This window comes from Pseudomonas sp. Y39-6 (genome assembly GCF_023651955.1).
Classification (GTDB): Bacteria; Pseudomonadota; Gammaproteobacteria; order Pseudomonadales; family Pseudomonadaceae; genus Aquipseudomonas; species Aquipseudomonas veronii.
On record NZ_CP069594.1, the window covers coordinates 6,114,200 to 6,140,147 of the forward strand.

Here is a 25,948-nt window from a genome sequence, read left to right on the forward strand (position 1 = left end):
CAGTTCGGCAATCGCTCGTGGATCAGTGCTCAGCAATGGAGGGCGCGTTCATAGGCGGCCAACACGGCCTCATGCATGGCTTCGGACATCGTCGGGTGCGGCAGAATGCTTTCGATCAGTTCGGCCTCGGTGGTCTCCAGGCCTCGCGCGATGGTGTAGCCCTGGATCATTTCGGTGACCTCCTCGCCGACCATATGCGCGCCGAGCAACTCGCCGCTGTCTGCGTCGAACACCACTTTGACGAAGCCCTCCGTGGCGCCCATGGCAATCGCCTTGCCGTTGGCGGCGAAGGGGAACTTGCCGACCTTGAGGGTCTTGCCGGCACTGCGCGCCTGGGCTTCGGTGTAGCCGACACTGGCGACTTGCGGGTGGCTGTAGGTACAAGCCGGCACGCTGCGGGGGTCCAGTGGGTGGGGGTTCTGACCGGCGATCTTCTCGACACAGATCACAGCTTCGTGGCTGGCCTTGTGCGCCAGCCACGGCGCCCCGGCCAGATCACCTATGGCGTAGACACCCGGCTCGCCCGTGCGGCAGAACTCATCCACTAACACATGGGTGTGCTGCACCTTGACCCCTGTGCCCTCCAGCCCCAGCTCCTCGACATTACCGACAATGCCCGCGGCCACCAGCACCACGTCAGCCTGCAGCGTCTCGTTGCTGTTGCCTTCGAGGCGCAACTGCACGGCGCCCTGCTCCACCTTGCTACCTTGCAGCGCACAGCCGGTGTACAGGCGGATACCGTCGCGAACCAGGGCCTGCGCCACATGGGCGCTGACCTCGTGGTCTTCTACCGGGAGGATCCGCTCCGCCATTTCCACCACGCTGACCTGGGCGCCCAGCGCGTGATAGAAACTGGCGAACTCGATCCCGATCGCACCGCCGCCGATGATCACCAACCGCTTGGGTACGCTGTCCGGCACCAACGCCTGGCGGTAGCTCCAGAAATGCTTGCCATCCGGCTCCATGCCCGGCAGCACTCGGGCCCGGGCCCCGGTGGCGAGAATAATATGCGGCGCATTCAGGCTCAGCTCGCCTTGCTCCCCACTGACTTTCAGGCGCTGCGGTCCATCCAGCCGCGCATGCCCATTGAACACCTGGACGCGGTGCTTTTTCATCAACCCGCTGACCCCACGGTGCAACTGGGCGGCGACATCGCGGGAGCGCTTGACGATGGCCTTCAGGTCCGGCCTGGCCGGCCCGACCTCAATACCAAAACTGCCTGCGCTGCCGATCAGGCGCAACACGTCGGCACTGCGCAACAGGGCCTTCGTCGGAATGCAGCCCCAGTTCAGGCAGACCCCACCCAGTTGCGCCTTTTCCACCAACGCCGTGCGCAGCCCCAACTGGCTGGCGCGAATGGCCGCCACGTAACCGCCGGGGCCGCCACCGACGACGATCAGATCAAATTTCATTTCGCTCATGGGTACTCTCTCAAATCAGCATGCCCAGCGGGTTTTCCATCAGGCCCTTGAACACCGCCAACCATTGCGCAGCGAGTGCGCCATCCACGGCCCGATGATCCACCGACAACGTGCAACGCAGTACCGCACCGACCTTCAGCTCACCGTTTTCAACCACCGGTTTTTGCTGCGTCGCACCCACCGCCAGAATCGCCGCGTGGGGTGGATTGATGATCGCGCTGAACTGCTCGACGCCGAACATCCCCAGGTTGCTGATGGTGAAACTGCCGCCCTGGTATTCCTCGGGGCGCAGACGTCCGTCGCGGGCGCGCCCGGCCAACTCCGCCACCTGCGCGCTGATCTGCGAAAGGGCCTTGCTGTCGGCATTGCGCACCACGGGGGTGATCAGGCCGCTCTCGGTGGACACCGCCACGCAGACATCCGCCTGGTGGTAGCGGTGCAGCGCCGTCTCGGTCCAGGTCACATTCATCGCCGGTACTTGCTGGAGGGCGACAGCCGCCGCCTTGACGATGAAGTCGTTGATCGAAATCTTCCTCGCTGCGGTCCGGTTGACCTGCTCGCGCAGGGCCAGCAGAGGTTCCATCCGGCATTCCACATCAAGATAGAAATGCGGGACCGTGGCCTTGCTCTCCACCAGGCGCCGGGCAATGGTCTTGCGCATGCTGCTGTGGGGGATTTCATCAAAGTCGACGGTCGACACGGGCGTCGGTGCGGCCACCGCAGCGGCAACGGCGACCGCCTCGACGTCGCGTTTGACGATGCGCCCGTTCGGCCCGCTGCCCTTGAGGCTCGCCAGGTCAAGCCCCTTGGCCGCTGCCAGGCGGCGGGCCAGAGGGCTGGCGAAGATCCGCCCGCTGTGCGCGTCAATCGCAGTCGTCACCTCGGCCCGAGGCTGGAGCACCGGCGCGTCATCCACCACCGGCTCATTGGCCGCCGCCAGCGCACCGGCCTTGGCCAACAGCGCGGCAATGTCGACATCGGTTTCGCCTCTGGCAAACAGCACCCCGATCGGCGCGCCCACTTCCACTTCGCGCCCCGGCTCGACCAGGATCTTGCCCAGCACCGCATCTTCCTCGGCGGCCAGTTCGACCAAGGCTTTTTCGGTCTCGATCTCGGCAATGCAATCACCGGCGCTGATGGTGTCGCCTTCCTTGAGGGTCCAGTTCTGGATCGCGGCGTGGGTGGCGTTGGCCGACACTTCCGGCATATGTAAGAGCTTGGCCATCAGGCGCTCCTGTCGCTGAACAGATCGGGACGGTAGGCGGCGATATCGGCGTACTCCACCAGTTCCAGCACGTTGCCCTCCGGGTCGCGGCAGAACAGCGCCTTCACATCGGGGCGCAGTTGGATCGGGGCAGCCTCGGCGCAGAAGCTCGCACCGGCATTTTTCAGGTCGTCCACCAGGCTGGCGATGTCTTCGACGATGAACGTCAGGTAACTCGCATTCTGCCGGTCGAGAATCAGCCCCGGTTCAGGCCGGACCGGCGCCCGCTCAGGCGCCAGCAACTTGATCCGTTCACCGTAAGGCGTCTGCAGACGCACCACGCTGTAGCCGCCTTCGCTCAGGCCCACCAACTGCGCGGCGGCGGCCGGCATTTGCACCTGTGCGACAAAGGTGAAACCCAGCACGTCCTGATAGAAACGGCTGAGGGCCGGGAGATCGACGCAGCAAATCCCCACTTCCATTGGAACCAGCATCTTCACGCTCATTGGTGTGCCCCTTTTTCACGGATGACCTGTTGCAGGCCTTCGATCACTTCCTCGGTGCGGGCACAGGCGGCGCGCTCCAGGACTTTGGAAATACTCGGTGAGCCTTCGCCACCGGTCACGCGCTGGATCGGCTGGTCGAGCCAGTCGAAGCAACGGCGCTGCAGTTCGTCGGCCAGCCAACCGCCATAGGACGTCCCTCGGGCGCCCTGCTCGACGATCAGCACATTATTGGTCTTGCGAATACTCGCCTCGACCGTGGCCCAGTCGAAGCTGGCGCGGTCGAGGAAACGCAGGTCAATGACTTCGGCATCGATGCCGGTCTGCTCCACGGCTTCCAGGGAGTGTCCGACCATGCTCAGGTACGTGAGGATGGTCAGGTCACGGCCTTCTCGGCGCACGGCGGCGGTCCCGAATGGAATCTGATAGTCCAAGTCGTCCACCGGCACTTCGCCGCTGTGGCTGTACAGGTCGACGTGCTCGATCACCAGTACCGGGTCCTTGCAGGCCAACGCGGTGTTCATCAGGCCGATGTAGTCGAACGGCGTGGACGCGGCAACGATGCGCCAGCCCGGGTTGGTGACGTAGATGCCGGCCGGGTCCATGGAATGCTGCGAGCCGTAGCCGGTGCCCATGGCGATCTTGGTGCGCAGCACCAGCGGCACGTCACTCTGCCCGCCGAACATGTGCCGCGCCTTGCCGATCTGGTTGAACACCTGGTCGGCGGCGACCCACATGAAGTCGGGGTACATGAACTCCACCACCGGTTTGAAACGCCCGTCCAACGCCATGCCGCCACCCAGCCCGCAGAAGGCGTTCTCGCTGATCGGGGTACCGAGGATGCGCTGCGGAAAACGCTCTTTCAGGCCGCGCGTGGCGCCGTTGGTACCGCCCTTGAGACGGTGTACGTCCTCACCCATGACCACGATGCTGTCATCGGTTTCCATGCGCCGGTTCATCACGTCGGCGATGGCATCGATGAACTTGCGTTGCTGCAGGCCGCCGCGATAGGTCGCCTGTTCACAGGTCCGGGCCGTGGCCAGTTCACTGAGGTCGCCACGAATCCCGACATCGCGAAAGTCCGGCGAAGGCCACAACTGGGGACGGATCCGTCGCTTGCCCGGTTTGCCCGCCGGGTCGGCTTCAAGCAATTCAGCCGCCGCCTGGGCCATGGCCAGCTTGATGGTTTCACGCAGATCGGCCAGGCCGGCGTCGTCGATCAGGTCGCGCTTTTTCATTTCGCGGGCCAGGCGTTCCAGCGGATCACGGGCGCGCCAGCTCTGCTCTTCTTCCTTGCTGCGGTAACCGAATGCGCTGCCGGGGAACGGACCGTTCTGATGGAAGAACCGGTACACATCGGCCTCGATGACGGTCGGTCCGTTGCCAGCGCGCATGTGCGCCAGGGCTTGCTGCATGGCCAGGTAAACCGCCAGCGGGTCCATGCCGTCGACCTTCCAGCTCGGAATATTGAAACCCAGCCCGCGTGCCGACAGGCGCGGCTCGGCAGTGGCTTCCTCAACCGTGGTGGACACCGCGTACAGGTTGTTCTCGATGAAGAAACACAGCGGCAGTTTCCAGGCCGCCGCCAGGTTCATGGTCTCCAGCACCGAACCGATGTTCACCGCGCCGTCACCGAAATAGGTGACCGCCACGGTGTCGGTCCCGGCATGCCGGTGTGCCCAGGCGGCACCGGCCGCCAGCGGCACACCACCGCCCACAATGGCGTTGGTCCCCAGGGCGCCGGCCTCGGCCCACTGCAGGTGCATCGAACCGCCCCGGCCTTTGCAGAACCCTTGGGCCAGGCCGAGAATTTCCGCCAGGGTACGTTGCAGCAGATCCTGGATGGGTGCAGTGACCGGCGCTTTCGGGTCGATACCCTCGGGCATCAGGTAGACCAACGCCTTGGCCAGGAACTGGTGATGACCACGGTGCGAGCCGTTGACTTCATCCGCCGCGCCCAGCGCAACGATCGAACCTACCGCGCCCCCTTCCTGACCGATGCTCGAATGCGCCGGACCATGCACCAGGCCTTCTCCGGCCAGTTCCAGCACGGTCTCCTCGAAGGCGCGGATCAGGTGCAACTGGCTGAGCATCGTGCCCAGCAACGCAGGGTCGGCCTGCTTCCAGTCGGCATCGGTGGAACTGAGCTCGACCCACGGCGAGGCCGGCGACAAGGCAACACTTTTCGGCATTTCACTTCTCCACAAAGAACTCGAATCGACGGGCCACGGCGGGCCGCCACAACGAAGGCGAACTAGAAACCGTTGGCGGTCCAGCCGCCGTCCGACACGTAGATCTGCCCGGTGATGAACGTCGCGCTGCTGGACGCCAGGAACAGCGCCAACTCGGCCATCTCGCCCGGCTCACCGAGGCGTTGCAACGGCGTGCGCTTGCGCAGGGCCTCGACGTCCAGGCGTCCGGCCCGTTGCAGTTCTTCCACCAGCGGTGTGCGGGTATAGCCAGGACCGATGGCGTTCATGCGGATGCCATGGCGGGCCCATTCCACTGCCAGGCACTTGGTCATGGAGACCACGGCGGCCTTGGTCGCGCAGTACGCCGTGCGATCGGCGGAGTGGGACACGCCCCACATCGACGAGGTGTTGATGATCACGCCCGCCTGCTGCTCGATCATGTGCCGGGCCGCCGCCTGGGCGCAGAAGAACACGCTGTTGAAGTTGATCTCGACGGCCCGACGCCATTCGGCCGGGCTGATATCGAGCGACGGTTTGTTGATCGATACGCCGGCGTTGTTAAGCAGCACGTCGATACGCCCGAAACAGGCCTTGGCGTGGGCAAAGGCCGCTTCAACCGCGTCTTCGTCAGCAACCGAAGCCTGGAAGCATTCGACTCGACTATTGGGGAAGGCTTCCTGCAACTCGCCCTTGGCGTCGGCCATGGCTTGAGCGTTGATATCGATCAGCAGCAAGTGCGCGCCGTTGCGAGCAAAACCTTTGGCGAGTGCCAAGCCGATACCGCTGCCACCACCGGTGACCACCACCACCTTGTCATGGATGCCGGCATAGGCGCTGTGCTGGAAAACAGCCGTTTCAGGCTGTGGTTGTACGGACGCAGGTGCTGAGCTATCTGAGTAGGACATGAGGTTCTCACTTATTTTTGTAGCTGGTCATACATTTAAAACAACTTGTCTGACCACCTCAGAAAAACTAACCCGCACTGCGGGGTCTGTCAAAGGAAATTGTTACCGGAATAGTCGGCATATCGATCAGAACAGCGCCAGGCTGTAGCTGACGATAAGTCGGTTATCGTCGACTGACGGACCGAAACTGGAACGCACCATGGCGTTTCTCCAGCGCAGGCCCAGGTTCTTCAGCGCGCCGCTCTGGATCACATAGGACACGTCAAAATCGCGCTCCCATTCCTTGCCGTCGTTGCTGCCCGCCACCAGTACGTTGTCGCCACTGACGTAACGCACGAAGGTCGTCAGCCCTGGCACCCCCATGGCGGCAAAGTTGTAGTCGTATCGCAGCTGCCAGGCTTTCTCTTGGGCGGAGGCGAAATTGCGCACCTGGATATCACTGGGCAGCACGGTGGTGGTCGGGCTTAGCCAGATGGTCCCGTCTTCGCCGTACATGCGCTGCCAGGCGGCCATCAGCGTGTGCCCGCCATGTGCCGCGCTGAGGGTGCTGTAGAACGAGCGGTTGTCGATTTTGCCGGCCTTGGCCTGGCCTTGTTCCTCGGAGTCGAGCAGGCCGACGGTGGTCCCAAGCGTCCAGGCACCGACCGGTTGCTTGTGGGCGAACTGGACTAAGCGTTGGCGATAGATATCCTCCAGTTCTGCGCCCCAGAGGCCGAGCATGGTCCGCTCCTGGTTGAAGCGGTACTCGCCACCCAGGTAGTTGTAGCGGTCGGACGTGGCGAACGAGCGGCCATCAATAAACAGGTCTTCGCGGTTACTGGAGTTGCGCTGAGTGAATGAGCGCATCTGCCCGGCATTGAGGGTCAGCCCGGTGATTTCTTTCGAAGTCAGCATCGCCCCCTGAAAGGTTTGCGGCAGCAACCGCGCATCGTTGTACTGGAGGATGGGCAGGCTCGGCAGCAGCTCCCCGACTTTCAGCTCGGTCTTCGACAGTTTCAGTTTGAGCGCAGCGCCCAGGCTGGAGAAATCATCCGCCGAGCCTTTGCCGTCCGCCGGCAACAACAGGCTGCCAGCACGCCCACTGCCGCTGTCGAGTTTGACCCCGAGACGGCCGATCAGATCGACGCCGACACCCACGGTGCCTTGGGTGTAGCCGGACTGTGCGTTAAGCAGAAAGCCCTGCGCCCACTCCTCGCTCTTGGCCTGGGCGGCACCGCTGTCGCGAAAGTCACGGTTGAAGTAGAAGTTGCGCATCAGCACGTTGGCCGTTGCACCTTCGATAAAGCCCTGCTCCTGGGCCAGGACCAGGCCCGGCAAGACGCTGAGCAACAGCAGGGGTTGTACGGTGATGTAGTTAGGCAGGCTCATTTTTATTGTTTTTCCCGGTGGATTTAAAACGCAGAACCCCCTGGCAAGCACACGTGCTGCCACACAATCGGGGGGGAAATTGGCAGGCGAACCTGCCGGGTTGAACATGCTGGCGGTCGGTCTAGACCGCCAACCATTCCTTCATCAAATTCGCATCGTCGGTCAGCGCCTGCGGCGTGCCCTCGAAGACAATCCGCCCATGCCCCATCACGCAGACTCGCGACGAGACCTTAAGCGCGATGGTCAGCTTCTGTTCCACCAGCAGGATCGAAACCCCACGTCGGTGGATCTCGCGAATAGCCTCGGCGACCACCGCCACAATCTTCGGCGCCAGGCCTTCGGTGGGTTCATCGATCAGCAGCACTTTGGGGCAGCCCAGCAACGACCGGCACAGGGTGAGCATCTGCTGTTCGCCCCCCGAAAGGTTGCCCGCGCCAGTGTTACGGCGCTCGCGCAGCCGCGGGAAAAACTCGAACATCTGCTCGACGGTCCACGCAGTGGCGCCGTCGGTGGGCGCTTGCTGGCCCATGCGCAGGTTTTCCTCGACGCTGAGGTTGGCGAAGACCTCACGTTCCTCCGGGACGAACCCGATGCCGGCACGGCTGATGCGATAGGGGCGCAGCCCGGTCAACTCGCGCCCGGCCAACTGCACGCTGCCGGCACTGGGCGGCACCAGGCCCATGACCGCTTTCATGGTGGTCGAGCGCCCGGCGCCGTTGCGCCCGAGCAGGCTCACCACCTCGTTGTGACCGATGTGCAGATCGACCCCATGCAATACATGGCTCTTGCCGTAATGCACATGCAGGTCGCTGATCGACAGCAGGTTTTGCGAAGTAGGGTTCATGCACATTGCTCCTCACCCAGGTAGGCTTCCTGCACCCGACGATCTGCGCGGATCTGGTCCGGCGTACCGGTGGCGATGACTTCGCCGTAGACCAGCACACTGATGCGGTCGCACAGGGAGAACACCACGTCCATGTCATGTTCGACGATCAGCAGCGAACGCCCCTGGGTCACCTCGCGGATCAGGTTCAGGGCGTAGTCGGTTTCTTCATGGGACATGCCCGCCATCGGCTCGTCGAGCAAGATCACCCGAGGGTCACAGGCCAGGGTCATGCCGATCTCCAAGGCGCGCTGTTCGGAGTAAGAGAGTTCGGCCGCGCACACCGTTTGCTTGTCCTGTAGCCGCACCTGTTCGAGCAATTGCTCAGTCTGCTCGCGCACCTCGGGGTAACGCTGGACGGAGCGCCAGAAGTGGTATTGCATCCGGTGCTTGCGCATCACCGCGATGCGCAGGTTTTCGAACACCGAGAGCCCGGGAAAAATGTTGGTGATCTGGAACGAGCGCGACAACCCCAGGTGATTGATGTGCTGTGGCGAGTAGCCCTGGATCGCTTCCGCGCCCAGGAGGATCTGCCCGCTACTGGGCTGCAACTGCCCGGAGATCAGATGGAACAAGGTCGATTTGCCGGCCCCGTTGGGACCGATCACCGCATGACGTTCACCGGCACGCAATTCAAGCTGCGCACCCCGAATGATGTGAGCCTCGCCAAACGACTTATGCACATCGCGTAACTGCAGGATCGCATCGCTCATGGTTGTTCTCCTTCGACCCGAGGCCTGAGTGCGGCGGCGTTGACCACCGGTTCGTCATCCAGCAGGCGCAGCCATTGGTGGCGGGCCAGTTTCAGGACCAACAGCCCGGCCCCCCCCAAGAGCAACGGCGTGGCCCAGGTCAGCAGCGCGCCCGGCAGCCATTCGCGGCCGAACAGGCTGATCGCCGGCCAGGCTTGGTCCGTCATCAACAGGGCCTGATAGTCCTGGCTGAATACGCGTTGCAACGTCTCGATCAAAAACACCACCGCCAGGCTCAACACCCCAGCGCCAAGCAGCGCCGAGAACGCCGCCGGGACGATCGCCAGCCAACCGCGCCGACGGATCTGCGCACTCCAGCACAGCACCAGCCCGGCCAGGCCGCTGGGCATGAACATCATCACCAGTACGAACAACAGGCCCTGATACAGCAACCAGGATTGCGTGAGGTCAGAGGCGGCGTTGCCAAAGAACGTCATCAGGGCAGCGCCGAGCACCGGCCCGAGGAACACGTTGACGCCGCCGATGTAGGTGTTGAGTACCACTTCGGCAGAAAAACGCATGTCGAACAGCACGTAGTTGGCCGACTCCAGGTTCAGTGCTTGCAAGCCACCGGCAATACCGGCAAACATCGCCGACAAGGCAAACACCAGCACTCGCAAGCGGTGAACGTTGTAGCCCAGGAACTGCAGGCGGTGGCCGTTCTCGCGCAAGGCGAACGTCAGGCGCCCCATGGGCGTCAGCGTGAAGGCGTAGAGCAAGGCAATCGACAGCACCACCCAACCCAGCGTCAGGTAATACACTTGGGTCGCGTCACCGAAATCCAGGCCCCAGGCAGGGGCGCGCATGGACGAAATACCCGCCTCGCCGCCAAACAGCGTATTCAGATGCGGGGCCAGGGAATGCAGCAACTCGGCCAGCGCCAGGGTGATCATGGAGAAGTAGACGCCCGCCCGTTTAGTGGCGAACCAACCGGCGCAGAGGCCGCAGATAAAGCCGCCCATGGCACCGATCAGCGGCAGCAACGGTGTCGGCAGCAGGCCTTGGCCATTGAGCGCACTCATCGCATGCAATGTAGCGAACGACCCCACGCCGAAGTACGCCGCATGACCGAACGAAAGCATGCCGCCCTGCCCGCACAACAAGTTGAAGGCACAGGCAAACAAGGCCGCGATAAGCATCTGGATGGCCGCGTTGACCATCGCCGCCGGCAGGATGGCGGGCAGCACCAGCAGGGCCAGCAACAGCACCGCCAGGAGGATATTCGTCAGTTTCATGGTTTACCCCTTCTCGCCCATCAACCCGGACGGCCGGATCAGCAAAATCAGCAGCATCAGCGCAAACGGAATGGTTGCCGCCACACTGGATACCTTGAGGGTCATCAACCCGCCCATCTGCTGCGCCCAGTCACCTGCCCCCAGCAAACCCAGGAGTGAAGCCAGGCTGAGGTCCACACCCACTGCGAACGAAGAAATCAGCCCGATCAGCAGCGACGCGATCATGGCCCCGGCCATCGAACCCAGGCCGCCAACCACCACCACGACAAACACGATGACCCCCAGCTCCAGGGCCATGTTCGGGTTGGTGGTGTAGAACGCCCCAGCCAGAGCCCCGGCCAGGCCGGCCAGTGCCGCGCCGATGCCGAACACGGCCATGAACACCAGCGGGACGTTGTGCCCCAGGGCCTCGGCCATTTGTGGACGATGAATCGCCGCCCGCACCACGATGCCGACCCGAGTGCGGGTCAACAGCAGGTAGATCAGGCCGAACACCAGCAGCGAGACCACACCCATCAACAAGCGATAGAACGGATAGTCGGTGCTGAACACCTGGAAGGCGGCAAAGTTGAGGAACTCTGGAACTCGGTATTCGACGGAAAAGTTGCCGTAAAACAACTTGATCAGTTCAGCAATGATGAACGTCAGGCCGAAGGTGAGCAGCAGTTCATGAGCATGGCCATGTTTGTGTACGCGGCGCAGGAAGAAGCGCTCGACGATCACGCCGAGCAGGCCCACGAGCACGGTCGAGAGCACTACCGCAGTCGTGAAGCCGACAACCTTCTGCAGGGTGTAGGCCAGGTAGGCGCCCACCATATAGAAGGAGGCATGGGCGAAATTGAGCACGCCCATCATGCCGAAAATCAGCGTCAGGCCGGCGGAAACCATAAACAGCAGCAGGCCGTAGATCACGCCGTTAAGCAGTGAAACTGTGAGAAATTCCATAGGCGACTCCAGCGTTCGCGATGGGCAGGAAGGCGTGCCGCTCGGCACGCCAGGCGGCGTCACTCGGGTCGTTGCATCCGGCAGGCATCCTGGACAGGCGCTGCGGCTTCATCGGCACTGAACGACTTGATCGGCACAAAGCCCATGTCGGTGCCGTCAACCTTGTAGCGCGCCTCCTTCGACACCACCGACACCACGAACGGCATCAGCAGTTGGTGATCCTCGGCACGCATCCGCACGTCACCCAATGGGTTGCGGTCGCTGGCCTGTTCCAGGGCCAGGGCGAAACTGCGGGTATTGAGACGGCCATCTTCGGCCGGCAGCTTCTTCAGCACATTGCCGACCATCTGCAAGGCAAATACCGTCTGTGGCTCGATGTAGGCTGGCAGGTGCCCGGTCTTGGCCTGATACTCGCTGGCAAATTTTTCGCCCTGCTCGCCCGCCGCCTCAATGTTGAACGGGTGGGAAACGTAGTGCCCCAGCGCGACATCGCCGGCGTTGGCGAGGTTGCCCGGCTGATCGAGAAAGGCCGTGCCGAAGCGCAGCTTCAGGCCGGCGGCGCGGCTGGCTTTCATCAGCAGCAACAGGTCGTTGCCCCAGTTGCCGGTCAGCACGGTTTCTGCGCCGGAGGCCTGGATGCGAGCGATATAGGGCGAAAAATCCTGCACCTTCTGCGTGTCGTGCAGGCTTTTACCCACCAACTGATAACCGCCAGCCGCGGCGTTTTCAGTGATGGATTTTTCCATGTCCTGGCCCCAGCTGTAGTTCTGGTTCATGGAATAGACTTTGCTGCCCAGGGTGCCCGCCTCTTTCATTGCCGCGACCAGGGTCTTGACCCGGATCGGTGCGTTACCGTTGAAACGGAAGTGATAGAAGTGGCATTTGCTGCCGGTCAGTTCAAGCGCTTCACCGCCGACGTTGAGGAACACCACCTCCTTGCCCTTATTGCGCAGGTTGTACTTGCGCACGTCTTCGGTGATCTGCCCGGCAGCCACTGACGAAGCCCCTTGGACAATCATTTGCGCGCCGCTGCCAATGGCGGCCTTGAGTTTCTCGGAGGCGCCCGCGGGGGTCCCCTGGCTGTCGAACTCGAGGAGCTGGATCGGTTCGCCGTTCCAACCGCCCTCGGCATTCAGCCGTTCGATCTGAAAACGCGTGGCGGCGCGGAACATTTGCCCGGTGGCGGCCGACGGCCCCGACAGGGTCTCGACCAACGCCACTTTCAAAGGATCAGCGCAGGCGATACCGGCGAACAGGGTCGTGCCGAGGGTGAGCAGACGCAGCGTGGTCTTGGTGTGCATGGAAACCTCGAATTTTTATTGTTATTTGCAATCTGGTAGTACATCAGCAAGCACATGTCTGACCAGTTGGCGAAAATTACGTCAAGCCTGCCGCGAAGTCAAAGCACTCCTACCACGTTTTATGCATTTATTTTTTATAAATGCACCTGCGGGCCTTTAAAACAGACAACTCCACCCTGGATTATTTTTTCAAACACTTGTAAGACCACAGCTCAATCCGTCACTATCAACAGCTCATCACATCAATGCCCGCACCCGTGCTGCCCCCTGGCAGAGGACCGAACCATGAAAAGCGACAACGCGCACCCCAACCAGCCCCTGCCCATGGAAATCGTTCACTGGCTCAGTGGCGAGATCCAATCCGGGCGGCTGGCCACTGGCGATCAACTGCCCAGCGAACGGCAACTGTGCGAACAGTTTTCGGTCAGCCGGGCGGTGGTGCGCGAAGCCTTGTCGCAGCTCAAGTTCGAAGAGCTGATCACCACTCAGCAAGGCAAGGGTGCCTTCGTCGCCAAGCGCGGCGAGCGCCATGCGTTTCGCTTGAAAGCAGTCTCGCTGGGTGAAGGGGACGCATTGCTGCATATCCTCGAATTCCTGATCACCATTGAAGTGGGCGCCACGCGCCTGGCAGCCTTGCGCCACACCCCCGAAGACCTGAAGAAGATTCGCCAGGCACTGGTTGGTATGGAATACGCCATGGTCAATGATCAACTGGGGGACGAAGAAGACTATGCCTTCCACCAGGCGATTGTCGCGGCCACGCACAACCCGCATTTCAAATCGCTCAACGAGTACCTCGACCACAGCGTCCGGCGCCTGATTCGCGAAGCTCGCAGCAACACCGCCGAAATCTACAACGAGCTGATCCAGGACGTGCAGGACGAGCACCAGGCCATCTTCCAGGCCATCCAGGCCCGTGATCCGGTGTTGGCCGGCGAAGCCGCCGAGCGCCATCTGCGCAATGCCGCCAAGCGGATGAACATGTACCTGCAGGCCTGATTCCCGGCAGCACCCTTGACACCGAAAAGCGAAGCCTTCTACCATCCTGTCAGACAACAATAAAATATGTCAGACAGGTTACTGCTCATGAGTTCTATCAGCGCACTGTTACAAGCATTGGCTTCATTGATCCGCACCTCCGACACCCCTCCTGCCCTCGGCACGACCGCCCACCCCGCGGTATTCCAGCTTCCACTCGATCCCTTTTTCGGCCCGGCTCTTTATGAGAAGCGCCTCGGCACGACCGCCCGTACCCACTCCTACCGTTGAGGTTTCCCATGCACATCAGTGGCCAGACGCAACTGATCGGCATCGTTGCCGATCCGATCGCCCATGTAAAAACCCCGCAAGTGATCAACCACAGTGCTGCCAACCAGGGCCTCGACCTGGTCTGCGTGCCGCTGCACGTGCAAGGGTCGAACCTGCACAAGGTGCTGCTCGGCGTATCCGGCATCGCCAATCTGCACGGCCTGGTAGTGACCATCCCGTACAAGGAAAGCATCGTTGAATACTGCGACGAACTGACCGAGACCGCACGTCAGGTCGGCTCGGTCAACGCGGTGCGGATCGACCCCGAGAGCGGCCGCTTGATCGGTGGCAACTTCGACGGCGAAGGCATGCTCGCCGGGCTGCATCAGCAAGGTCATAGGCTGGAAGGCAAACGCGTGCTGCTGGTGGGCGCCGGTGGCGCCGGCAAGTCGATCGCCGCAGCGATTGCCCGGCAGGAACCGGCACGGCTAGCGATCTACAATCGCTCCCCTGCCCGCGCCGAAGCGCTGTTGGAACGCCTGAAAACGCAGTTCCCCAAGGTCGAGCTAAGCATCAGCGACGGCAATGCGCAGGACTTCGACGTGATCATCAACGCCACCTCCCTGGGCCTCAAGGACGACGATGCCCTGCCGCTGGACCCCAGCACTCTGCGGGCTGATGCCCTGGTCTGCGAAGCCGTGATGCGCGCCGGCGACACCCCCCTGTTGGCCGCGGCTCGGCTGCGCGGCTGCCGCGTTCACCATGGACAACACATGATCTATGGCCAGATCGTGCAGATCTGTCGTTTTCTCGGCGTTGACCTGCAACACGAACATCTGGCGCGCATTCTCGGCCCATGAACCCAGGCACTCTTTCGGAGACAACGACCATGTACGATTTCAACAATCGCGTCCTGCTGCTGACGGGTGCCAACGGTGGCATCGGCCGCGAAGTGGCAAGGCTGTTCTATCAGTACGGCGCCTCGATGGTGCTCGCCGACCTGGACGGCGACGGCCTGGCGGATTTCGCCCGGGAACTGGACGCCAGCGGCGAGCGCGTCGCCACCCTGCGGATGAATGCGGCCGACCCTGCCGATTCGGCCAAGGCTGTGCAACTGGCCGTCGAACGCTTCGGCGGCATCGACTTCCTGGTGCCATCGGCCGGTTTGTACCAGTCGCAGCCGATTCGCCAAATGACCGATGAGCAATGGCGCCAAACGCTGGGCATCAACCTCGACGGCGTGTTCTACCTGTGCCAGCGGGCAATCCCGGTACTGCGTGCCAACAGCGCAATCGTCAACCTAACCTCGGTGGCCGCACATCGGGGGGCGTTCTCTAACGCGCACTATGGCGCCTCCAAGGGCGGCCTACTGAGCCTGACCCGCGCCCTGGCGCGGGAGTTGGGGCCGCAGACCCGGGTGAACGCGGTGTCCCCCGGGATCATCGAAACCCCGATGACCCAGCACCTGATCGCGAGCCGCGGCAGCGATTCGGTGGAGCAGACCCCGCTCAAACGCCTGGGTCAACCGAGCGAAATCGCCTCGGTGATCGCCTTTCTATGCAGCAACGGCTCAAGTTTCATGACCGGCGAAGTACTGCACGTGAACGGCGGACTGTACATCGCCGGATGAGCCTTGCGCGCCTCGTTTTTTTGCCCGTTGAGCGGTCAAGCGAGAAATGAGCGCGCGCCCTTCAGGGGCGCGGGCTCATGGGGCCAGCGGCCGCACTTACGCGCTGGCAACCTGCAAAGAGCTACGCACCTTGCCTGGGCTGCTGCCGGTGATGCGCCGAAACCAATGACCAAAGGAATCCCCCGACGCAAATCCCAGGTGCTGCGCCAGGGTCTCGTTGGAGTGTTCGCCTGCCAGGCCGCGGTATGCCTCCACGAGGAGCAGGCGGTTGTGCCAGTCCGTGTAGCGCAATCCGGTATCCTTGCGAAACAGCCGCGCCAGCGTCCGCTCCGTAGCGCCTACCTCGTGCCCCCATTCGGTCAGGCTCTTGCGCATCCCAGGCCTGGCGATCAGTTGCTCGGCCACACGCTTGAGCCGTGCGTCGCTCGGCAAAGGCAGGACCATGTTGCTGGGCACCCGCTCTTCGATCTCCTCGAACAACAACTGCAACATGCAGGCGCGCCGTTGTTCGCAAAGCGGTCGAGTGCCCTGCTCGGCCAACCGCTCGCACAGGGCGATGATCAGCGGGGATGCATCGATCAGCTTGACGCTCGGGGAGATGTGTTTGCACAGGTCAGGGTCAAGGTACAAGACCGTGAGGTCTACCGGGTTATACGCCTCGCCCGAGTGCAAGGTCTGTGGCGGAATCCAGACCGCCATTCCCGGTTTGAGCAACCAGCGTTGCTCGATGGCGTTGCCATGAAGCACACCGTTTTTGACTAACACAAACTGCCCGAAGGGGTGTTGATGAGCATGACGCTCCGCCTCGGGCAGCTTGGTTAACTGCCGTTCAACAACCAGTGCGGTGTGATCCAGGTCGACGAAACTCATTGCGACTCTGCTTACCCTTTCTGCGGTCCACCGCGCGCAGGCAGCTTGAAGGCAAAGAGTAAACCGAGTGCCATCAAAAGACCAAGCAACAGGAACGTGTCCGGGTAGGACTGGTCTGGCGGCAGGTACAACGCAACAGCCACCAGTGCATTGACGCCAAACGCCGCGCCAAGGTTGCGCAGAAACTGCACCGTGGAGGTATAGGCTCCCAACTGATCAGGCGGGGCGCTGTTCTGTGCGAGTACCAGGGTCGTTGTGGCTGTAAAGCCCATACCCAGCCCGACCAGAATCTGACCGATGCCCATCAGCAGCCACTGCGAGCAGTGCAACCCCGCAGCCACCCCCAGACAACCGAGCATCAGCATGGCCATCCCAACGATAGCCATGGACTTGAACCCGACATTCGCCAGACGCTTGCCACAGACGGTGGCACCGCCTACCCAGCCCAACGCGGCCAGCATGATCAGCCCGCCGGTCGACAATGCGCTGCCCGGCGAATGGCTCAGGGCAATTGGCAACACGCTGACCGTGGCGTACAAGCCGATACTGGAGATCACCACCAACGCCATGACCGCTCCCAGTGCAGGCCGTTCAAAGAAACCAAACGGCACTGGGCTACCGGCAGGTACCTGACGCACGCGAGCTATCAGCGCGACCAGACTGATGAGCACCACAAACGCCAGCGTCGCTATCGGGTATGGGATCATATCCAGACGCTGACTGCTCAACATGAACAGCCCCGCACAAGCAGCAATGGCCAAAAGGCCCTGCGCTATCGGGTCTACCGTCCTGGTCGATTGACCTCGACCGATAGCTGGTGTGAAACACAACACCGCCAATGCCAAACAGCCCAGCGGCAGATTGAGCCAGAATACCCAGCGCCAACTCAGGGTGTTGCCCAGCACCGTACCGGCAACCGGGCCCAACACAGCCGCCAGCCCCCAGACACTGCTGAGCATGCCCTGCATGCTGGCACGCTTGGGCCCGTCGAAGAGCGACGCCAGCATCGAGTAGGAAAGAACGATGATGCCACCCGCCCCGACGCCTTGCAGCGCTCTGCCGGCAATCAGCATGACCATGCTCTGGCTAGCGGCAACCAGCGCCGACGCGGCGATGAAGATCAGCAGGCTGACCTTCATCATCGACGAAACCCCGAACCGATCCGCCAGTGCGCCGGCCAGCGGGGCAATGAGTGCCAGGGGTAGCAGGAAGCCTGAGACCACCCAGGGATAGAGCGTCGCGTCCTGCATTTGCGCATTGATCTGCGCCAGTACCGTGCTGACAGCAGTACTGTCCATCGCCGCGAGAAACAACACGACGAGCACCGCCAGAACGCTCAGCGAGCGTTGGCGCTGCACATGATCATTCTCATCTCGCAAAGAGGCGCGAGTAACACTCTTCATAACCGATCCCTTCACGGCATTTACCTGGGATCAGGTTACGTAACCGCCTGGATGAGCGAAATGTTCCGTCAAGACAACTCATCGACTGAAACGGACGAGAACCATCAGCGGTGCCTCTTCGCGATCCGCACTGCGACGTTGTCAGCTCGCCCTTTGATGCGTGCCGACGCAGAGGACTTCGAGCAATACCTGCTCCAGAATGTCGAAGAAACATCTGATGTGCGCCTGTTTCAACGCCTGAGGCCGGGTTACCAGATAGACCTCCATCTCTGGAAGTTCCAGCTCCGGGAACAACTCCGTCAGGCCCTTCGCCAGAATACGCGGCAGTACAGCCACGCCCATGCCTTGCCGCACCGACTCCAGTTGGACGGCGAACGAGTTCACGCTGATTTGCGCACGGTCCAGGCCCGCAGCCTTTGCGGCACGCATTTGAGGCAACATATCCAGCGGAGGAAGCAAGGCGATGTTGACCGCCGTAGCCAGGGTCACTCCGGGAGATCGCTTCAGGTACCCGGCCTCAGCGAAGACGCCATAGGCGAGCTTGCCGATGGGTCGATAAATCAACGATGGCTCGCCCAGGTGCGCTGTGCGTATGGCGATATCCGCCACCCCGCGGACGATCTTGTGAAAGTCGGTGGCGACCAGTAACTCCACGGAACAGCGCGGATGCAGGGCCGTAAACCGGCTCGCGGCGTCCAGCACACAAGAAGAAAACCCCTCGCCGGCACTGACCAGCACGCTGCCACATAGCGCTGCGTGTTCCCCGGACAACTCCGCCGCCGTCTGACGCCTCAAGCCCGCCTCTGCTGCCACCGCGACGTCCACCAGGGCTTGGCCCCGCGAGGTCAACCAGCAGCCTTCAACGCCGCGCTCAACGAGCGGCTCACCCAGGGCCGCTTCCAGCTGGGTCAGGCGACGGGACACGGTAGACGCCGCGATCCCCAGCAACTGGCCAGCTTGAAGAAAACTGCCACGCCGCGAGACCGCCAACAGCAGACGAAGATCGTCCCAATTTGCCTGCAACGCCATACCTCCCATCCTCCAGGGTTTGCATATATGCAAAGCCATTATGCAGTAGTCGCTGTTTTTCAGGCGCAGCCTCAACGGTATATCTACCGGCCTTCGAAACGACTGGAATGAAATGTATGACTATGGACCCCATGCGCAATGCATTCGTCACTGGCGCAACCGGCTTGCTGGGCAACAACCTGGTGCGGGAACTGGTCGCACACGGCTACGCCGTCAAAGCCCTGGTCCGCTCACGGGCCAAGGGTGAGCAGCAGTTCAACGACCTGCCGAGCGTGGAACTGGTCGTTGGCGATATGGCCGACACCGACGCGTTCGCAACATCGTTGCAAGGCTGCGATACGGTGTTTCATACCGCAGCGTTCTTTCGCGATAACTACAAGGGCGGCAGCCACTGGGAAGCGCTCGAAAAGATCAATGTCGCCGGTACGCAAGCCCTGCTTCACCAGGCCTATCGCGCGGGGGTCCGCCGCTTCGTGCATACCTCGTCGATTGCCGTGCTCGACGGAGCCCCCGGCACCTCTATCGACGAGACATGCCTGCGGGCCGAAGCCGATGCGGATGACTACTATCGCAGCAAGATCCTCGCCGAGCGTATCGTCTTGACGTTCCTTGAAACCCATCCCCAAATGCATGCCTGCATGGTGCTGCCCGGCTGGATGTGGGGCCCGGGCGATATGGGCCCGACCTCCTCCGGACAATTGGTCAAGGACGTGATCAACGGCAAGTTACCCGGGCTGATCCCCGGCACCTTCTCCGTGGTCGATGCCCGCGATGTGGCATGTGCCCAGATCGCCGCAGCCAAACATGGGCGGCGAGGAGAGCGCTACCTCGCGGCCGGTCGCAACTTGACCATGCGCCAGTTGGTACCTGTGCTGGGGCGTATCGCGGGCGTCAAAACCCCTGTTCGGCAACTGCCAGTACCCGCGCTGTACCTGTTGGCGGCGGTGCAGGAGGTTTACGCGCGCGTTACCGGCAAGCCTATTTTGCTGAGCATGGCGACGTTGCGCCTATTGATACGAGAGGAGCACCGTACCTGTTTTAACCACCACAAGAGCGAACAGGAGCTTGGCCTAAGTTTTCGAGTGCTGGAGCAGACCGTTTCTGACACTGTGGCGTGGTATCGGAAACATGGCGTGGTTAAGCCAAACAAGGACGAAAACACACGATGAGCAAAACCATCATCCTGATGCGTCACGGCCAGCCCAAGATGGCCGCGCGCGAAAGAATCTCAATGTTCGAGATGAAAGACTGGATCGAGCAATACAACCGATCCGAAATCATCCGCCATCCGGCTCCGGACGCCAGCCAGCAACTCGCCGCAGCCGCCACCCTGGTTGTTTCAAGCAGCGCGCCTCGTGCGCTGACCTCGGTCGAGGTGCTCGGGCTGAAGCCTGCTGTCGTCGACGCGCTTTTCTGCGAAGCGCAACTGCCTTATGGCCGTTGGCGATTGCCGCGGCTATCGCCGTTTACCTGGGCATTTATCTTCCGGGTCTTATGGCTGTGCGGTTACTCACGCAATATCGAATCCGCTGGCGCCGCAAGGTTGCGCGCCAACACGGCCGCTCAACGACTGCAGTCCCTCGCCGGTGAAGGGCCGGTTCTGCTGCTCGGTCATGGCGTGATGAATCGAATGATCGCCAAACACCTGCTCGCAGACGGTTGGACCCGCCAACAGCACAATGGCAGCCAATATTGGAGCGCGACGGTGTATCAATACGCTGGTGTATAGACGGTGATCGGCTGAGCGCACGCAACCGTCCAGGTGGCACACCGCCCTGATACAGTGTCTTTGCTACGCGTGTGAAGTGCAGTGCTTCGGCTACGGCCAAAAGGAGCCTCACTCTCAGAAGCGCGGACAACGCTCCCGTTATGCCTGGAACGTGAATAACGCGGCTTCACGCTCTATGGTGGAGTGCGAACAAGGACGTCATCGAGGTGGCCGAGGGACTCAGGCACTCTTTCAAGAGGATCACGCGCATGGCATTCACCACCCTGATACTGGACGCCCCTGGCCCGCCGCTGCTATTTGAGGAAATCGACCGATTCCTTGAACTGGGGCTGGCCGTCACCCTGAACCTTCATTATTTCACCGACCAGGACGGCATCAGGAACCACTACGGCGAGCGCATTCAATACGCCCAGATCAATTGCCACGACAAGTCCGCCTTCATCGCGGCGGTAATCCAGGCCGGGGGCTACAGCGTGTTCAAGACGCGCCTGAACATCCCCCTCGATGGCGAACTGATCAGCGCCGCCGCCTCCCCTGCCTTGGCAACACCGTTGCGCGCCATCGCCCAGGCAGGCGTGGGGCTTAACCACATCGACCGGCAAGAGGCCGAGCGCACTGGCGTGACGGTACTGAACACACCAGGTTCCAACGCCACGGCCGTCGCTGAATACGTGGTGGCCCAAGCGGTGTTTTTATCCAGGGACCTCAGCCACTACAACACCGAAACCCATAAAGGCCACTGGTCCAAGGGCAGCCTACCTCCCGGCCAGGAGTTCTCCGAGCTGACGCTGGGGCTGGTGGGCACTGGCGGCATTGCCCAACAGGTCGCTCGCAAGGCGCGGGCACTCGGCATCAAGGTCATCGCCACCGGTTCGGAGCGCTTTACCGATCAGGTCGCACGGGACCTTGGGCTTGATCGAAGACCAACCCTCTCGCAGTTGCTCGGCGAAGCCGATGTCGTCTCGATCCATACACCACTCACGCCGCTCACACGGGGCCTGTTCGGCAGTACAGCGTTCAGCCAGATGCGCCCGGGCTCGATCCTGATCAATACCGCCCGCGGTGGCATCGTCGACGAGGACCAACTGGCAGCGTTCGTGACCCGCTTTCCCGGGCATATCAAAGCAGTCGCCATCGATACCTTTGCCCAAGAAAAGGACCGCTTCAACTCACCGCTGGCAGGCATTGCCAACGCACAACTGACGCCGCATATCGCGGGCAATACCGCAACGGCAATCAGGACGGCTTCACGCCAGATCGTCGACAAGATCCACGCGTTCAGCCTGTAGCTGTCGACGCCTACCGCCGCGCCACACACTCCGCCAGCGCTGCCTCCAGCCACCCGGCCGCGCGCATTTTCAAGGCCGTGCTGCCGCACTTCGGACAGCTCGCGAACCAGTCGCCGGGCATCAGCGCGTCACTGCGCGGCGCAATGGTTTTCTTCCACTTGCAGTCTTCACACACAAAGGTGAAGGGTCTGGGTTTTATCGGCATGAATGGGTTCTCCTGGATGGCGATACTGCGGATTATTCTGTGACCGGGAGCAGCGCTTGCAGCAATTCCAGCTTGCGCTGCAGCTGCGCGACGTGTTCTCGCTCGGCGCGCAACGCCGACCGCAGCTCGCGGTTTTCCATGTCCAAGATCTGCGCCAAACGCAGATCCTTCTGATAATGGGCAACCATTTTCCAAAGCTCGCTCAACTTCAAACAATGCTGTACCAGCACCAGCAGGATGATCCCCATCACCGCCAATGCCCCCGTCGAAACCACTTCCGACATACTCATGTTCACATCCTTCCATCCCTTCGAGATATTCCGAAGACAGCGACACGATATGTAGTGATTTACGACAGGTCTAGAATGTAGACTTATACAGGTAAAGTATTCACGCACATGGAGCAGGTATGAAACGCAAGCAATCCATCGAACAAGTGCGCTGGGACCTGGCACTTCGCTATCGTTTGATCGAGACCGTCGCCTGGTGGGAAGGCCGCCTGACCACGGGGCACTTGATCCAGAGCTTCGGCATCAGCCGCCAGCAAGCCTCCAAGGACATCAATACCTACATCAATGAACATGCGCCCCGAAACTTGACATATGACAAGCAACGCAAGGGCTATGTACCGAGCAAACACTTCAAGCCGCTGTTCATCGATGACAGCGCCAGTGCCTACCTGCACCTGCTTTACCAGAACAATGAACGGGCGCCGCACATCGAAGGCCTGGCCCTGGCATATGCCCATACCAAGGTGCTCGAAGTGCCGGACCGGCCGATCCGGCCAGAGATCCTGCGCCCCTTGCTCGCGGCATGCCGCGACGGTCTACGCCTGGAGACCGAGTACGTATCGCTCAATACCCCGAACGTGGAAATCCGCCTGATTGCCCCTCACACCCTGGTGTACACCGGGATGCGCTGGCATGTGCGCGCTTACTGCGAGAAGAATCGGCAGTACCGCGACTTTGTGCTGAGCCGCCTGCGCGGTGAGCCGGACCTGCTCGACGCGTCGCAGAACACACGGGAACTGGACGAAGACTGGAATACCGAAGTGCCGATCATCTTCGCCCCCGATGGCCGCTTGAACGCGGCGCAGCAGGCCATCATCGAAACCGACTTCGGCATGACCGACGGGCAACTGGTGGTGTCCAGTCGCAAGGCACTGGTGAAGTACGTCTTGCGCCGCTATCAGGTCGACCCGCGCAACCAGGCGACCAACCCCGAGGCCCAGCAGATCGTGGTCACCAATCTCAAAGAGTTGAGACCGTGGTTGATGCATGATTGAGGCGCATGTCCTGCCAGAGGCGCAGCGCACGCAGGCAATTGTCGATCTCGGCCGCGAGTAAGCGCTGTGCCAGTTCATGCTGGCCGTTGAGCAGAGCAATATTGCGCAGCGTATTGCCCTGGTGATTCTTCGCGCCCAGATCAAGACCGAACGTCATGGCGCGGTCGATGAAGTACCGCGCGGCCTTCAAGTGGCCATTGAGCAGCAGCCAATGCAGTGGCGTGTTCCCCAGCCCATCGCGGTCATTGAGGCTGGCACCCAGGCGGTAGCGGGCTTGCAGGGTTTTGACATTGCCGTATCGCGCAGGCAGGTGGATGTATTTGTCGTGGGGCATGAAGCTGCCCAGGCCGGCCCAGCCGCGAATCTGCGGGTTGCCCTGGGCGCCGAGTGACTCCAGCGTGTCGATCAGGCCGCTGCGGTTCAGCCGGTAAGCCATGTCCAGCGGCGTGTCACCCGCCAGGTCGCGCTGATTCAAGCCGGACGGATCGAGAGGCGGCGCCTCATCGAACAGCACGCAGAGGTGCCAGTCGCTGAGGCCAAGCTCGGCGCGATCATCGATGCGCTCAAACAGAGTGATCGGCCGCCCCACACACAACGTCGTGAGCGTCACGCCTCGAGCGAACATGCGCCGAAGAAACGCTCGAAGAGCGGCGTAGGCAAATGCTTGTCGTCCAACAGACCGAAGTGCTTGCCCACGTTGCGTCCCAGGGCCATCAGTGTGTTTGCGCTGTTTTTCGTGCCGGCGTACCCGGCGCTCAAGATCGACTCGACGCGCGCGTCACCGGTCGACTCTCGCTGATACGCCCGCCCCGTGATCATGACGTCTACCAGACACACGCTGACGCGCTCATCGCCCAAGGTGAAAGGCTCCAGCACCTCGCTCGCCAAGACGGCACGCAAGCCGTCCTCGCCACCGGCGACAATCCGCTCCAGCGCTTCGAGTGAGCGGTCGAAGAGGTCGAACTCCTGCATCGAAAACGCAAAACAGTAGTCCTGAGCGGTAGCCCGCGAGATCGGACGCGCGTGGTGCGGATGAATCGACAACCAGTCAACGAACGAGGCTTTATCGCTTTTTCCACCCTGGCGACGGAACAGCAGATAGTCGTTGATGACCTGACTGAAAGGGTTCCCCGTCGGCACCCAGCCCGTGCTGTCACGTTCTTCGGGTTCCGGCAGGTCAACCACCGGCACGGCTGACTTAGGCGTCCACCCAAAGCACCGCAGGTCATAGCCAAGCACAAACAGGCTGGCCTCGAACGCATGGCACCGCGCAGGCAGCGCGCCTTGCTCGGCGAACCAGCCGGTGCGCTCGAGCACGGCGCGGATAATCCAGCCCAACCGCACTTGCCAGCGGGCCCATGTCTCATAGCTGATCGAAGAGAACTGAGGCGCGGCCAGGCCGTTCAAAAATGCTCCGGGGTTGCGGATCTGGCTGCCACGAGCGGCTCCGGACGGGAAAGCCAGCAAGGGTTTGCCGCTCCCCGTCCATTGCTGGCGAAACAGTGAATACAGCATGCCTATCGCTGCGCCGACGCGGCTGTCATAGATGGGGGAGCCCGACGAATCAAACAACGCATGAATCTTGGTCAGGCCCGCATCGAAACGCTCGACGCTGATCGCATCGAGATCATCCAGGTCATTTTTGCCATCGAGCGACATCAGCCCGGCCATCTTTTGCAGATAGCTCGACAGCTTGCCGTTTGCGGCCAGCCGGTGCAAAAACGGAATGGCGCCCCGCACACCGCCCCAACGAAGAATCTGCAGGCAGGCTTGAAGCGCTTGCTGGTCATTCCCCTGTTTGACCGCACTCGTCAGCCATTCGCGAAGTTGCCCGAGAGAGCGTTGGGTTTCAGCCCAGGTGCGTGAATCCACCGAGCATTGGTGAGCATCCTGCCAGCTTGCCTTCCAGCGATAGTGCCCCAGCACCTGCTCGATGCCCTGGACATCAGCCGTCAAACCGCCAGGCACGAATTTGCTCGACTTGAAGCGCAGCTTGAAGGTCAGCGTCGGCAAGTTCGCTTCAAGCCATGCGATGAAGGACTCAATTTCAGGTTGCGCCAGGAACTGTTCGCGCTGCATGCAGACCACCTTGCCAGTAATATCGAATGGCCACACCCTAAGCAAAATCAGCGACCCCGTCCACGATGTTTGTCCGTACAGGTAAACAAATGGAGCAGGTTCTCAGGCCCGGACTAGACGCTTCTCGACCATCGCCAGGGTTCGGCCGAAACAGACATATGAACGGTTCAGACACCCCGCTTCTGTTTACACGCGGCCCATCGACTTATGCATCGGCGTGCCTTTGCAACGCATGCGCGAGATCGATGTGCCCGGCACCCGCAAGGATCATCAGCGGCGGTCATGCCTCGACTCCGACTTGGGCTATATGAACTATCGAATGTTGCAGATCATCTAAAACCTTCGATCTAAATCATTCTCAACAATAACAAACAATAAGTTAGCCAACTAAGCATTTAAAACAACTGTGCGAAAAGACATTCAGCTGACTTCATATCGCTTTAACGACCAAGCCTGGCATTCTTTTATTTTC

Annotated in this window: 26 protein-coding genes; 8 read left to right on the forward strand and 18 right to left on the reverse strand. The window is 61.5% G+C overall.

Annotated features, from left to right (window positions below; translation table 11 throughout):
• Positions 1 to 29 precede the first annotated feature (29 nt).
• The 11 genes from lpdA to JN756_RS27855 form a co-directional block, all read right to left on the reverse strand.
• Positions 30 to 1,421: a dihydrolipoyl dehydrogenase gene (lpdA, locus tag JN756_RS27805; protein ID WP_046382013.1), complete on the reverse strand. Its 1,392-nt coding sequence runs from the start codon at positions 1,419 to 1,421 to the stop codon at positions 30 to 32.
• 10 nt (positions 1,422 to 1,431) lie between these two features.
• The gene (locus tag JN756_RS27810) at positions 1,432 to 2,646 is read right to left on the reverse strand and encodes a pyruvate dehydrogenase complex dihydrolipoamide acetyltransferase (protein WP_201021564.1); all 1,215 of its coding nucleotides are present in this window, start codon (positions 2,644 to 2,646) and stop codon (positions 1,432 to 1,434) included.
• Complete coding sequence (locus tag JN756_RS27815; protein ID WP_046382011.1) at positions 2,646 to 3,131, reverse strand: VOC family protein; 486 nt, start codon at positions 3,129 to 3,131, stop codon at positions 2,646 to 2,648. The genes JN756_RS27810 and JN756_RS27815 overlap by 1 nt, the downstream gene beginning before the upstream one ends.
• On the reverse strand, positions 3,128 to 5,320 hold the full coding sequence (locus JN756_RS27820; protein WP_201021565.1) for an alpha-ketoacid dehydrogenase subunit alpha/beta: 2,193 nt from the start codon (positions 5,318 to 5,320) through the stop codon (positions 3,128 to 3,130). The genes JN756_RS27815 and JN756_RS27820 overlap by 4 nt, the downstream gene beginning before the upstream one ends.
• A gap of 62 nt (positions 5,321 to 5,382) precedes the next feature.
• Complete coding sequence (locus JN756_RS27825) at positions 5,383 to 6,225, reverse strand: SDR family NAD(P)-dependent oxidoreductase (RefSeq protein WP_079444744.1); 843 nt, start codon at positions 6,223 to 6,225, stop codon at positions 5,383 to 5,385.
• Positions 6,226 to 6,351: 126 nt separating this feature from the next.
• Positions 6,352 to 7,599: an OprD family porin gene (locus JN756_RS27830; RefSeq protein ID WP_371928143.1), complete on the reverse strand. Its 1,248-nt coding sequence runs from the start codon at positions 7,597 to 7,599 to the stop codon at positions 6,352 to 6,354.
• Between the two features lie 115 nt (positions 7,600 to 7,714).
• Positions 7,715 to 8,437, reverse strand: coding sequence for an ABC transporter ATP-binding protein (locus JN756_RS27835; protein WP_079444746.1), 723 nt, complete (start codon positions 8,435 to 8,437; stop codon positions 7,715 to 7,717).
• Complete coding sequence (locus tag JN756_RS27840; RefSeq protein ID WP_046382007.1) at positions 8,434 to 9,189, reverse strand: ABC transporter ATP-binding protein; 756 nt, start codon at positions 9,187 to 9,189, stop codon at positions 8,434 to 8,436. The genes JN756_RS27835 and JN756_RS27840 overlap by 4 nt, the downstream gene beginning before the upstream one ends.
• The gene (locus JN756_RS27845) at positions 9,186 to 10,463 is read right to left on the reverse strand and encodes a branched-chain amino acid ABC transporter permease (protein WP_201021566.1); all 1,278 of its coding nucleotides are present in this window, start codon (positions 10,461 to 10,463) and stop codon (positions 9,186 to 9,188) included. The genes JN756_RS27840 and JN756_RS27845 overlap by 4 nt, the downstream gene beginning before the upstream one ends.
• A 3-nt stretch (positions 10,464 to 10,466) precedes the next feature.
• Positions 10,467 to 11,408 (reverse strand): branched-chain amino acid ABC transporter permease, encoded by a 942-nt coding sequence (locus JN756_RS27850; RefSeq protein ID WP_046382005.1) that lies wholly within the window; start codon positions 11,406 to 11,408, stop codon positions 10,467 to 10,469.
• A gap of 59 nt (positions 11,409 to 11,467) precedes the next feature.
• The gene (locus JN756_RS27855; RefSeq protein WP_052735750.1) at positions 11,468 to 12,709 is read right to left on the reverse strand and encodes a branched-chain amino acid ABC transporter substrate-binding protein; all 1,242 of its coding nucleotides are present in this window, start codon (positions 12,707 to 12,709) and stop codon (positions 11,468 to 11,470) included.
• A 285-nt stretch (positions 12,710 to 12,994) separates the two neighbouring features.
• On the opposite strand from JN756_RS27855, the gene JN756_RS27860 reads away from it, so the two are divergent.
• The 4 genes from JN756_RS27860 to JN756_RS27875 all read left to right on the forward strand — a co-directional run bounded on the left by JN756_RS27860 (position 12,995) and on the right by JN756_RS27875 (position 15,587).
• Positions 12,995 to 13,708 (forward strand): FadR/GntR family transcriptional regulator, encoded by a 714-nt coding sequence (locus JN756_RS27860; protein WP_046382004.1) that lies wholly within the window; start codon positions 12,995 to 12,997, stop codon positions 13,706 to 13,708.
• A gap of 87 nt (positions 13,709 to 13,795) precedes the next feature.
• Positions 13,796 to 13,978: a hypothetical protein gene (locus tag JN756_RS27865; RefSeq protein ID WP_126587246.1), complete on the forward strand. Its 183-nt coding sequence runs from the start codon at positions 13,796 to 13,798 to the stop codon at positions 13,976 to 13,978.
• 8 nt (positions 13,979 to 13,986) lie between these two features.
• Positions 13,987 to 14,817 (forward strand): shikimate dehydrogenase family protein, encoded by an 831-nt coding sequence (locus JN756_RS27870; RefSeq protein ID WP_201021567.1) that lies wholly within the window; start codon positions 13,987 to 13,989, stop codon positions 14,815 to 14,817.
• Between the two features lie 29 nt (positions 14,818 to 14,846).
• Positions 14,847 to 15,587: an SDR family NAD(P)-dependent oxidoreductase gene (locus JN756_RS27875; RefSeq protein WP_046382002.1), complete on the forward strand. Its 741-nt coding sequence runs from the start codon at positions 14,847 to 14,849 to the stop codon at positions 15,585 to 15,587.
• Positions 15,588 to 15,683: 96 nt separating this feature from the next.
• On the opposite strand, the gene JN756_RS27880 is transcribed toward JN756_RS27875, so the two are convergent.
• From JN756_RS27880 to JN756_RS27890, 3 genes are all read right to left on the reverse strand, one after another.
• Positions 15,684 to 16,457, reverse strand: coding sequence for an AraC family transcriptional regulator (locus JN756_RS27880; protein ID WP_046382001.1), 774 nt, complete (start codon positions 16,455 to 16,457; stop codon positions 15,684 to 15,686).
• 11 nt (positions 16,458 to 16,468) lie between these two features.
• Complete coding sequence (locus JN756_RS27885) at positions 16,469 to 17,860, reverse strand: MFS transporter (protein WP_057005099.1); 1,392 nt, start codon at positions 17,858 to 17,860, stop codon at positions 16,469 to 16,471.
• A 141-nt stretch (positions 17,861 to 18,001) separates the two neighbouring features.
• The gene (locus JN756_RS27890; protein WP_017847335.1) at positions 18,002 to 18,889 is read right to left on the reverse strand and encodes a LysR family transcriptional regulator; all 888 of its coding nucleotides are present in this window, start codon (positions 18,887 to 18,889) and stop codon (positions 18,002 to 18,004) included.
• 131 nt (positions 18,890 to 19,020) lie between these two features.
• Between JN756_RS27890 and JN756_RS27895 the strand changes: the two genes are divergently transcribed.
• From JN756_RS27895 to JN756_RS27905, 3 genes are all read left to right on the forward strand, one after another.
• Positions 19,021 to 20,058 carry an SDR family oxidoreductase gene (locus JN756_RS27895; protein ID WP_201022329.1) on the forward strand — a complete coding sequence of 346 codons (1,038 nt, stop codon included), beginning with the start codon at positions 19,021 to 19,023 and terminating at the stop codon, positions 20,056 to 20,058.
• Positions 20,055 to 20,618, forward strand: a complete 564-nt coding sequence (locus tag JN756_RS27900) for a histidine phosphatase family protein (protein ID WP_017847333.1) — start codon at positions 20,055 to 20,057, stop codon at positions 20,616 to 20,618. Before JN756_RS27895 ends, JN756_RS27900 begins: the two co-directional genes overlap by 4 nt.
• Positions 20,619 to 20,866: 248 nt before the next feature.
• Positions 20,867 to 21,907: an NAD(P)-dependent oxidoreductase gene (locus JN756_RS27905; protein ID WP_201021568.1), complete on the forward strand. Its 1,041-nt coding sequence runs from the start codon at positions 20,867 to 20,869 to the stop codon at positions 21,905 to 21,907.
• Positions 21,908 to 21,917: 10 nt separating this feature from the next.
• Here the strand turns inward: JN756_RS27905 and JN756_RS27910 are convergent, their stop codons facing one another.
• On the reverse strand, positions 21,918 to 22,112 hold the full coding sequence (locus JN756_RS27910) for a hypothetical protein (RefSeq protein WP_046381997.1): 195 nt from the start codon (positions 22,110 to 22,112) through the stop codon (positions 21,918 to 21,920).
• Positions 22,113 to 22,144: 32 nt separating this feature from the next.
• A complete protein-coding gene (locus tag JN756_RS27915) occupies positions 22,145 to 22,402 on the reverse strand; it encodes a hypothetical protein (protein WP_079444752.1) in 258 nt (85 codons plus the stop codon).
• A gap of 119 nt (positions 22,403 to 22,521) precedes the next feature.
• Between JN756_RS27915 and JN756_RS27920 the strand changes: the two genes are divergently transcribed.
• Positions 22,522 to 23,397: a BrxR family helix-turn-helix transcriptional regulator gene (locus JN756_RS27920; RefSeq protein WP_017847330.1), complete on the forward strand. Its 876-nt coding sequence runs from the start codon at positions 22,522 to 22,524 to the stop codon at positions 23,395 to 23,397.
• Here the strand turns inward: JN756_RS27920 and JN756_RS27925 are convergent.
• Positions 23,363 to 24,022, reverse strand: coding sequence for an ankyrin repeat domain-containing protein (locus JN756_RS27925; RefSeq protein WP_186355083.1), 660 nt, complete (start codon positions 24,020 to 24,022; stop codon positions 23,363 to 23,365). The two genes, JN756_RS27920 and JN756_RS27925, sit on opposite strands and share 35 nt — an antisense overlap.
• Positions 24,004 to 25,476, reverse strand: coding sequence for a hypothetical protein (locus JN756_RS27930; protein ID WP_201021569.1), 1,473 nt, complete (start codon positions 25,474 to 25,476; stop codon positions 24,004 to 24,006). The genes JN756_RS27925 and JN756_RS27930 overlap by 19 nt, the downstream gene beginning before the upstream one ends.
• Positions 25,477 to 25,948: the final 472 nt, after the last annotated feature.

Excerpts from the sequence above, each read along its gene's own strand:
- JN756_RS27925 (WP_186355083.1), bottom strand. The coding sequence starts at position 24,022 with ATGTTCGCTCGAGGCGTGACGCTCACGACGTTGTGTGTGGGGCGGCCG.
- JN756_RS27840 (WP_046382007.1), bottom strand. The coding sequence starts at position 9,189 with ATGAGCGATGCGATCCTGCAGTTACGCGATGTGCATAAGTCGTTTGGC.
- JN756_RS27905 (WP_201021568.1), top strand. The coding sequence starts at position 20,867 with ATGGCATTCACCACCCTGATACTGGACGCCCCTGGCCCGCCGCTGCTA.
- JN756_RS27870 (WP_201021567.1), top strand. The coding sequence starts at position 13,987 with ATGCACATCAGTGGCCAGACGCAACTGATCGGCATCGTTGCCGATCCG.
- JN756_RS27815 (WP_046382011.1), bottom strand. The coding sequence starts at position 3,131 with ATGAGCGTGAAGATGCTGGTTCCAATGGAAGTGGGGATTTGCTGCGTC.
- JN756_RS27850 (WP_046382005.1), bottom strand. The coding sequence starts at position 11,408 with ATGGAATTTCTCACAGTTTCACTGCTTAACGGCGTGATCTACGGCCTG.
- JN756_RS27895 (WP_201022329.1), top strand. The coding sequence starts at position 19,021 with ATGCGCAATGCATTCGTCACTGGCGCAACCGGCTTGCTGGGCAACAAC.
- JN756_RS27865 (WP_126587246.1), top strand. The coding sequence starts at position 13,796 with ATGAGTTCTATCAGCGCACTGTTACAAGCATTGGCTTCATTGATCCGC.
- JN756_RS27920 (WP_017847330.1), top strand. The coding sequence starts at position 22,522 with ATGAAACGCAAGCAATCCATCGAACAAGTGCGCTGGGACCTGGCACTT.
- JN756_RS27910 (WP_046381997.1), bottom strand. The coding sequence starts at position 22,112 with ATGCCGATAAAACCCAGACCCTTCACCTTTGTGTGTGAAGACTGCAAG.
- lpdA (WP_046382013.1), bottom strand. The coding sequence starts at position 1,421 with ATGAGCGAAATGAAATTTGATCTGATCGTCGTCGGTGGCGGCCCCGGC.
- JN756_RS27860 (WP_046382004.1), top strand. The coding sequence starts at position 12,995 with ATGAAAAGCGACAACGCGCACCCCAACCAGCCCCTGCCCATGGAAATC.
- JN756_RS27900 (WP_017847333.1), top strand. The coding sequence starts at position 20,055 with ATGAGCAAAACCATCATCCTGATGCGTCACGGCCAGCCCAAGATGGCC.
- JN756_RS27915 (WP_079444752.1), bottom strand. The coding sequence starts at position 22,402 with ATGAGTATGTCGGAAGTGGTTTCGACGGGGGCATTGGCGGTGATGGGG.
- JN756_RS27880 (WP_046382001.1), bottom strand. The coding sequence starts at position 16,457 with ATGAGTTTCGTCGACCTGGATCACACCGCACTGGTTGTTGAACGGCAG.
- JN756_RS27820 (WP_201021565.1), bottom strand. The coding sequence starts at position 5,320 with ATGCCGAAAAGTGTTGCCTTGTCGCCGGCCTCGCCGTGGGTCGAGCTC.
- JN756_RS27825 (WP_079444744.1), bottom strand. The coding sequence starts at position 6,225 with ATGTCCTACTCAGATAGCTCAGCACCTGCGTCCGTACAACCACAGCCT.
- JN756_RS27885 (WP_057005099.1), bottom strand. The coding sequence starts at position 17,860 with ATGAAGAGTGTTACTCGCGCCTCTTTGCGAGATGAGAATGATCATGTG.
- JN756_RS27835 (WP_079444746.1), bottom strand. The coding sequence starts at position 8,437 with ATGAACCCTACTTCGCAAAACCTGCTGTCGATCAGCGACCTGCATGTG.
- JN756_RS27845 (WP_201021566.1), bottom strand. The coding sequence starts at position 10,463 with ATGAAACTGACGAATATCCTCCTGGCGGTGCTGTTGCTGGCCCTGCTG.
- JN756_RS27930 (WP_201021569.1), bottom strand. The coding sequence starts at position 25,476 with ATGCAGCGCGAACAGTTCCTGGCGCAACCTGAAATTGAGTCCTTCATC.
- JN756_RS27855 (WP_052735750.1), bottom strand. The coding sequence starts at position 12,709 with ATGCACACCAAGACCACGCTGCGTCTGCTCACCCTCGGCACGACCCTG.
- JN756_RS27810 (WP_201021564.1), bottom strand. The coding sequence starts at position 2,646 with ATGGCCAAGCTCTTACATATGCCGGAAGTGTCGGCCAACGCCACCCAC.
- JN756_RS27890 (WP_017847335.1), bottom strand. The coding sequence starts at position 18,889 with ATGGCGTTGCAGGCAAATTGGGACGATCTTCGTCTGCTGTTGGCGGTC.
- JN756_RS27875 (WP_046382002.1), top strand. The coding sequence starts at position 14,847 with ATGTACGATTTCAACAATCGCGTCCTGCTGCTGACGGGTGCCAACGGT.